Below are 445 nucleotides of genomic sequence, written 5' to 3'. Positions count from 1 at the left end.
CGCGGGATGGAGCAGTCTGGTAGCTCGTCGGGCTCATAACCCGAAGGTCGTCGGTTCAAATCCGGCTCCCGCAACCACTGAAATAAATTGTAAGAATGAATCGACACTCTATACGAGTGTTTTTTTATGCCTAAAATTCAGTGAAATGGATAGCTCGTCGGTCTCAGCTCTCCATTAGCCAGCAAAGGTCGTCTATTAAATTCCGGCTTCCGCAACCACTGAAATAACATGTTTTATTAAATCGACACGCTAAAGCGTGTTTTTTTATACCTGAAATTCAGTGAAGTAAATAGCTCGTCGGTCTCAACTCTCCATTAGCCAGCAAAGGTCGTCTATTAAATTCCGGCTCCCGCAACCACTGAAATAATATGTTTTATTAAATCGACACGCTAAAGCGTGTTTTTTTATACCTGAAATTCAGTGAAGTAAATAGCTCGTCGGTCTC

General features: G+C 42.7%; 1 tRNA gene. It reads left to right on the top strand.

Going from position 1 to position 445, the window contains the following annotated elements:
- Positions 1 to 77, top strand: a tRNA-Met gene (locus MTF66_RS31890).
- Positions 78 to 445: the final 368 nt, after the last annotated feature.

The organism is Pseudoalteromonas sp. 2CM39R, assembly GCF_023161845.1.
Note: the sequence above shows the minus strand (reverse complement) of the source record. Positions and strands in the feature narration are given on the sequence as shown.